This is a genomic window from Ancylomarina longa (assembly GCF_003996985.1).
In the GTDB taxonomy this organism is placed as follows: Bacteria; Bacteroidota; Bacteroidia; order Bacteroidales; family Marinifilaceae; genus Ancylomarina_A; species Ancylomarina_A longa.
The window spans coordinates 33,924-41,988 of sequence record NZ_RJJX01000029.1; the positions used below are offsets into that span (position 1 = coordinate 33,924).

An 8,065-nucleotide genomic window follows, 5' to 3' on the forward strand; every position below is an offset into this window, starting at 1 on the left:
TCTTTTTCCCAGGCTTATTAATCTTTTTCTGCAATTAATTTATCCAATTCTTCATTGAAGTTTTCCCAATTGGACAATTCCTCCTCTAGTAGCTTTTTCGTTTCATCATATTTTGAAAAAAGAGAAGTACCCTGCATCTGATCTGGCTTAGCCAGCAGGGTTTCCATTTCTACTATACGAGATTCAAAATCTGCAATTTTAGCTTCGGAAGACGTAACATTTCGTTCCATCTTAGAAATCTTCTTGCTCATCTCCTTCCGCTCTAAATAATTCAGTTTATTTTCTGATGCAGGCTCCGCAACTTTCTCCTGACGGCTCACTTTTTTCACTTCCAATTCCTTCAGCGACTCCATCTTTTTAGCCTGAAGGAAATCATATATACCACCCAAATGTTCCTTAATTTTCTGATTTCGGAACTCATACACCTTCGAGGATAATCCATTCAGAAATTCACGATCATGTGAAACAACAATTACAGTTCCATTAAATTGCAATAGCGCTTCCTTTAGCACATCCTTCGATTTCATATCCAAATGGTTGGTAGGCTCATCCAGAACTAACAAATTCACTGGTTCCAATAACAAACGAATCATTGCTAATCGGGATCGTTCTCCTCCCGAAAGCACTTTCACTTTTTTATCCACCTCTTCGCCACGAAACATGAAAGCTCCCAGAATATCACGGATCTTAGTTCTCACATCTCCTACAGCAACATCATCTATGGTTTCTAAAATTGTTTTGTTTTCATTCAGCAATTGAGCCTGATTCTGAGCAAAATATCCAATTTTTACATTATGCCCTATCTTACACAAACCAGAATGTTCCAACTCTCCCATGAGGATTTTCACCAAAGTTGATTTTCCCTCTCCATTCTTTCCAACAAAAGCGATTTTTTCGCCTCGTTCAATCACAAAATCCAAATCGCTAAGCACCTGATGATCGCCATATGCTTTTCCCAGTACTTTCGCTTCTACAACCAAATCTCCGGAACGAGGAGCAGGAGGAAATTTCAGATTAAGTTTGGACATATCTTCCTCATCCACCTCAATCCGATCTAATTTCTCCAATTGTTTAATTCTGGATTGCACCTGAACCGATTTGGTTGGTTTGTATCTAAATCGCTCAATGAAATCTTCGGTATCCTTTATCAGCTTTTGCTGATTGGTATATGCTTTCATCTGCTGTTCCCTGCGCTCGGCGTGTAATTCCACATAATGAGAATAGGAAACCTTATAATCGTAAATTTTACCTACAGAAATTTCTACAGTTCTATTGGTAATATTATCTAAAAAAGCACGGTCGTGAGAAACCAGCACCACTGCACCAGGATAGGTTTTCAAAAAGTCTTCCAGCCATTGAATAGATTCAATATCCAGGTGGTTGGTAGGCTCATCCAAAAGAAATACATCAGGGCGACGAAGCAATATCTTTGCTAATTCGATTCTCATTCTCCATCCACCACTAAACTCGTTGGTTTGGCGGGTGAAATCAGACCGCATAAAACCTAGTCCCAGTAATGTTCGTTCTGCCTCGGCATCCACATTCTCCCCGCCCATCATATGATATCTATCGTTCTTCTCTGTAAGGCGATGAATCAGATTCATATAAGACTCCGATTCATAATCGGTACGTTCTGCAATCTCAGTATTTATTTTAGCAATCTCCTTCTCTAATTCCAATACCTCATCAAATGCCAAAAGCGCCTCTTGCATTACAGTTTTCCCATCTACATGGTTCATTTGCTGAGGAAGATATCCTATTTTGACATCATTCGGTACAGAAACATTACCCTTAGTAGGACCTTGAAAACCTGCAAAAATCTTTAATAAAGTAGATTTACCTGCTCCATTTTTCCCAACCAAACCAATTCGATCGCGCGTATTTACAATAAAACTCACTCCCTTAAAAAGAGTGAATCCACCAAATTCAACCGTAAGATTGTTTATAGAGATCATGCTTATTCTGATTTTTCCGTTAAAGCGACAAAGATAATACAAACAAATTGGAAAAAGTCTTATACGGCAGATCTGTGCACAGAGAGACTTTCTTCCTTTTTCCTTATTTCTGACCTAATAATATTTTCTTTCACTTGTTGCATTACTATGTTCTCTGCTTCGGCAAAGGAAATATCGTAAACACGATTGACCTGTTGGTACTCAGGTGGGAATTTTGAAATCAAGCGATCATACAGCTGATCGAGATGTTCCGGACTTGGATTGTGAAACTCAAGCTTCATTTCAAATCTTCGAATCAAAGCCTCATCAATCAAATTAATCTGGTTGGTAGCAGCAATAATAATAGAAGTTTTAGGCAGATTATCCATCATTTGAATCATGCTGTTCACTACTCTTTTCATTTCACTGCTGTCCGTATTGTCGTAGTCCCTTTCCTTTCCCAAAGAATCGAATTCATCGAAAAACAGAACGGCTTCCTGATTCTCCGCCATCTTAAATGCCGAGGCAATATTTCTCGATGTTTCCCCTAGTTTGGAAGAGACAATATTTCCAAGATTTATAGTCTTCAATTTTTTCCCTAAACTGCAAGCAATTGCCTTTGCGGTCATACTCTTCCCACAACCCGATTTTCCAAAAAGCAGCAATTTATTCACAACAGGTAAATGATATTTCATCAAAATATCCAGATGCTCATATTCTCTTAAAAATTGATGAATTTGTCCTGCTAAAGTTGCTTCAAAAACAATGTCGGCTATGGCTACCTTACCAGTGTTTGGGATAAAGAGATGATTCATGTTACTATTTGTTTTTCAGTATAAAATAACTTTGGAAATTCCGATGCAAACCTAGCACTTTATCCTAAAACTGAAAAAGATCATGCTGTAGTTTTAAAAAATAAATTACATTTGCACACCCCAATAAAAATTTAACCTTAGTGCACCCAAGAGACAGAATTAAAGAAGAGAGATAGAGGTTAAAAATGAACGAATCAAGATCTTACTATTTAAAAAAATGTGATCTCCTTATTGAGTATTTTAGTGAAGCAGATGGGCATGAAAGCTTTCTGGATCTACATGAAAAATTTTCTTCAAAAGTTGACACCATAAACAATTACAGTCTTTTAATTGACATTCGTGATTGGGACATACAAACTAATCTGGCAGCTAATCAGAATTACATTCAATATTTTACCAATTCAAAGCGCAAAGAAAAGATTCGAAAAATTGCATTCCTCACAAATACTCCCGATCAAGTGGTACAAGCCATGCTATTTAAAGATGGAGCAGAAAAATCTGATCACGAGATTCGTATTTTCAGTTCAATAAAACCTGCTATAACATGGCTTTGTACAGGAATTTGTCTTGATGATGCAGATAAAATTCTGGGCAATTTCAGAAAAAAATCAGCATAAAAAAATAGAGAATCTTATTACAAGACTCTCTATACAATAAATCAACCGACATCATACATCAGTTTTTAAGACTATACTTTTTGTGAATTGCTTTTTCAAAAGCTTTCCAGTGCGCTTTGGTCATTCTATCCGGAGTGAACAGACAAATTCCTTTTGCTCCATTCTCCATTGATTCCCGAACGGCTGCTCCAATTTCATCTGGTAATAAACCATGATTTTCAGGATCAGCTTCCTTCGCTTTAGAATCGGGATTGGGACAAATAAATAAACCACTGTAGAAAGGTCTTTCTCCATTTAAACTAGTTGCTGATTCCTTACACATTTTACCAATCCAATCAGTTCCTTCCAGATAGAAATCATTATAATTCATTGGGAAAAAAGCATCCAAATTCCACCGATCCCATTCCTGCCGAACCATTTTTACCGCATGAGAATGTGGCCCGGGGAATACAGCAGCCGAAATTTCTTTGCCATCTAAATGAACATCTTCCACCAAACGATTTACCAGCTTTGTAATTAAATCCTGTCGAAACTGTTTCCATTCCTGAATCTGCGAAGGATCTTTTTCCTTTTTAATATCAATTCCCGTTTTAGCTTTAAAATCAGCCACACACTTATCGCAATAACAATAATCAAAAGCCGGATATTCCTTATCCATCACCAAATTGTATTTATCCCATAGTCCTTTAGCCAGGATAACATCCGGAAAACGCATATAATCCAAATGAATGCCATCCACTTCGGGCAAGGCGGCAATGCGGGAATACAAATCCGACAGATATTGATATACCTCCTCGTGATTGGGACACAAGAAAGTATAATGATCAACATAAGCAGGCTTATCATAGGCCGATTCCCCTTTCCCATTCACAGCATACAAATCAGCAGATAAACCGGTTTCCTTCCCCTGAACCATAGTAGGTATCCATGCGTGGAATTCCAAACCAGCCTTCTTCGCAATCTTACCAACCCGCTGATAAACGGCAGGATCGTGTCCTCCATTGTAGAGCAATCCATCTATTCCTTTTTCTTTTAAATCAGTAAATGTTTCGGACAATTCAACATCACTGGCCTCACCAGGACCACCCATCCATGCAAAACATGGTATTTTAGTTTGTTTTGTCCCACACGACAGCAAAACAAACATGGCAAAAATTGCAAATAGTTTATTCATACGATATTTTAAGAAATGAAATTGGGCTTTGGAATACGCAGTAAATATAGACAAATAGTGATAATTACACCGAATGAATACCAAACCAACAACAATAAAAAAATAGCAAGCTGAAGCTGTTCCTATAATTTTAACGCTTAAAAATTCAAAATAGATTGATATTTCTTCACTGGTGTCCGGTTAAATTGTGTTCTACTAAATTTTCTGTCGTACCTACGGTACTTATTGCTTTTGCAAGAAATTGATATCTACCATACTTCCATCCCTCTGGGATTGTTTTTAGCTCCCTTAGGAGCGATAGTATAGTAGAACCAAATTCGTAACAATAAAGAGAGCCCCGTAGGTGGTGATATAATTTAAAAACCTAATATTATTATCTTTATCTACCTCAGTCTGAATTTTAATCGGACAGCTTTAATATTTCGGTGCGTTGCACCTTTCAATTCACCTAGCATGTCAGGCTATAAATATCACGCAACGCTGTTGCTATATCTGTAATTAAAGAGAAAAAATATCAGGTACAGCGTACCTAAATCTTTATAGCAATCTTGTTATTGTTTGAAGTATAAGGTGCAGCGCACCGAAATATAATAGATTCTTACGATTGCCCTGTTAAAAATGCATGCTCACATACCTCAACAAGTTGAAAATAACCCGGCCGCACTTAAGCTTGAGACAAATAAGAAAGGTATTTAATAAGTAGCCTTGATTTTTTTTGCTTCCGTTTTTGGGATTAAGCCAAAAAATGAAGTCGGGTTTGGGCGAAGCGCCAATTTAATTAGGACAGTATTGGTTTATTATCAATACCTCAAACTAAAGCAGGAGTGAATTAATACAATTCTGCGTAATTGAATATCAATTTTGAAAAAGGATGCTGCCATTCGCAATCTAAATAGCATATTACTTGCCCCCAGCTTTAGCTGGAGGATAGAATAGTATACAAATAAAAGGTTAATTTCTCAGCAGCTTTAATAATGTCAATTTAATAGAATAATATTTCATTAAAACTTATCAATCATTTCTAATTCAGGTGACATTGCTTAGGTTTTATTTGTCCTCAAGCCGGACTGGCTCTTACTTTTCTCCTTAAATGAGAAAAGTAAGCAAAAGAATCAAGCCAATAGAAAGCTCTTTGGCTTACCAAATCAACTTCAGTAGCACGTGGCACGCTCTATTGGCAGGGGCTCGCATCAATTTTTTGCACCATATTTTGTTGCAATTTCATTTTTAATATTTCGGTGCGTTGCACCTTTCAATTCACCTAGCATGTCAGGCTATAAATATCACGCAACGCTGTTGCTGTATCTGTAATTGAAGAGAAGAAATGCCAGGTACAGCGTACCTAAATCTTTATAGCAATCTTGTTATTGTTTGAAGTATAAGGTGCAGCGCACCGAAATATAATAGATTCTTACGATTGCCCTGTTAAAAATGCATGCTCATAGACCTCAACAATCTGAAAATTGTATCTTTGTCCCCGGATTAAAAAAATGAAATTGTGGGACGAAGAAGAAAAGAAAAACCAATTCTGGAAAACATCAAAATAGAAAAGTTAGCAGCCGAAGGAAAAGCTATTGCAAAGGTAGATGACAAAGTGTTGTTTGTAACCAATGTAATTCCTGGCGATGTGGTAGATGTGCAGGTTACCAAAAAACGCAAAAGCTATATGGAAGGTTATCCCATAACTTATCACGAATATTCCTCCTTGAGAATTGATGCGTTTTGCGAGCATTTTGGAGTTTGTGGTGGTTGTAAATGGCAGAACTTACCCTACGAAGAACAACTAAAATTCAAACAACAGGAAGTGGTAGATAATCTGGAAAGAATCGGAAAAGTAGAACTTCCGGAAATCGCCCCCATTTTAGCTTCCGAAAAAACTAAATTCTATCGGAATAAACTGGAATACACTTTCTCCAGCAAGCGTTACCTTACCGTAGCAGAAATTGCTAGTGGTGAGAATATGGATAAAACTCCGGCTGTAGGATTCCATGCACCAAAACTATTCGATAAGGTGGTCGACATCAACAAATGTCATCTGCAACCCGAACCATCCAATGCGGTTCGTTTGGCTATTAAGGAATATGCCTTTGCCAACGATCTTCCTTTTTTCAATATCCGAAATCACGAAGGTTTTTTGCGCACTTTAATTATTCGCACCGCCTCAACAGGTGAAAATATGGTAATCGTAACCTTCTATCACGAAGATGTGGAAAAACGCGAAGGCTTATTGAATCATCTGTCTGAGCTTTTTCCCGATCTTACTTCGCTAATGTATGTAATCAACGAAAAACCCAACGATTCCATTACCGATCAGGAAGTAGTACTCTTCAAAGGACACGATCATATCTTTGAGCAAATGGAAGACTTGCGATTCAAAATCGGACCAAAATCATTCTATCAAACCAACTCGGAGCAAGCTTACAACTTATATTGCAAAACCCGCGACTTTGCTGCATTAACAGGTGATGAAGTAGTTTACGACCTTTATACCGGAACAGGAACCATTGCCAATTTCGTAGCCAAACAAGCAAAGAAAGTAATAGGTATTGAATATGTGCCCGAAGCCATTGCCGACGCGAAGGTAAATTCCGAGATCAACGGAATAACCAACACCAAATTCTTCGCTGGCGACATGAAAAATGTACTTACCCGCGAATTTATTGAGTTGCACGGTGCTCCGGATATCATTATTGTTGATCCGCCACGTGCAGGAATGCATGCCGATGTGATAGAAACCATTTTACACGCTGCACCAAAGCGTATTGTTTATGTGAGCTGTAACTCTGCCACACAAGCACGCGATTTGGCTCTGATGGACGAAGCCTATAAAATTACCAAAGTACAAGCCGTGGACATGTTCCCCCACACACATCATGTGGAGAATATTGTACTACTGGAAAAAAGATAAACTCCACCTTATTGATATTCAAAACAAAACTCGTTAGGTTTCAAAAACCTGACGGGTTTATTATTTATATTCGGATTTGGGCGAAGCGCCAATTTAGTTAGACAATATTGCTTCAGGATCTATAAACAGTTATTCTCCCGTCATCCTGAACTTGTTTCAGGATCTATAAATACTTATTTAGGACAACCGCTTGCATTTTCAATCACTTGAAAAAAGATAAACACTACCTTATTGGTATTCATAACAAAACCCGTCAGGTTTCAAAAACCTGACGGGTTTATTATTTATATTCGGTTTTGGTCGAAGCGCCATTATAATAGGACAATATTGCTTCAGGATCTATAAACAGTTATTCTATCGTCATCCTGAACTTGTTTCAGGATCTATAAATAGTTATTTAGGACAGCCGCTTGCATTTTCAATCACTCGAAAAAAGATAAACTTCACCTTATTGGTATTCATAACAAAACCTGGAATAGGTACATTTGACTAGACATTAAATTAAGCCCTTATCTTTACGTTATGAGAGGAAAAGTTAGAAGGAAGTATGATAAAGAGTTCAAGACAATGGTTGTGAATTTATGCTTAAGTGGACGCAAATCTAAAGAAGTTGCATT

The 8,065-nt window shown here is 37.5% G+C and carries 5 protein-coding genes; 2 read left to right on the top strand and 3 right to left on the bottom strand.

What is annotated here, in order from left to right:
- Nucleotides 1-17 precede the first annotated feature (17 nt).
- Both DLK05_RS15020 and DLK05_RS15025 read right to left on the bottom strand, forming a co-directional pair.
- Nucleotides 18-1,955: an ABC-F family ATP-binding cassette domain-containing protein gene (locus tag DLK05_RS15020; protein WP_127344829.1), complete on the bottom strand. Its 1,938-nt coding sequence runs from the start codon at nt 1,953-1,955 to the stop codon at nt 18-20.
- 59 nt (nt 1,956-2,014) lie between these two features.
- Entirely contained in the window at nt 2,015-2,749 is a 735-nt protein-coding gene (locus DLK05_RS15025) for an AAA family ATPase (RefSeq protein ID WP_127344830.1), read from the bottom strand.
- A 185-nt stretch (nt 2,750-2,934) separates the two neighbouring features.
- Between DLK05_RS15025 and DLK05_RS15030 the strand changes: the two genes are divergently transcribed.
- On the top strand, nt 2,935-3,366 hold the full coding sequence (locus DLK05_RS15030; protein WP_127344831.1) for a hypothetical protein: 432 nt from the start codon (nt 2,935-2,937) through the stop codon (nt 3,364-3,366).
- Nucleotides 3,367-3,424: 58 nt separating this feature from the next.
- Here DLK05_RS15030 and DLK05_RS15035 read toward each other — a convergent pair whose 3' ends face one another.
- On the bottom strand, nt 3,425-4,540 hold the full coding sequence (locus tag DLK05_RS15035; protein ID WP_127344832.1) for a hypothetical protein: 1,116 nt from the start codon (nt 4,538-4,540) through the stop codon (nt 3,425-3,427).
- Nucleotides 4,541-6,038: 1,498 nt separating this feature from the next.
- On the opposite strand from DLK05_RS15035, the gene rlmD reads away from it, so the two are divergent.
- Nucleotides 6,039-7,448 (top strand): 23S rRNA (uracil(1939)-C(5))-methyltransferase RlmD, encoded by a 1,410-nt coding sequence (rlmD, locus tag DLK05_RS15040; protein ID WP_127344833.1) that lies wholly within the window; start codon nt 6,039-6,041, stop codon nt 7,446-7,448.
- The last annotated feature ends 617 nt before the right edge of the window (nt 7,449-8,065 follow it).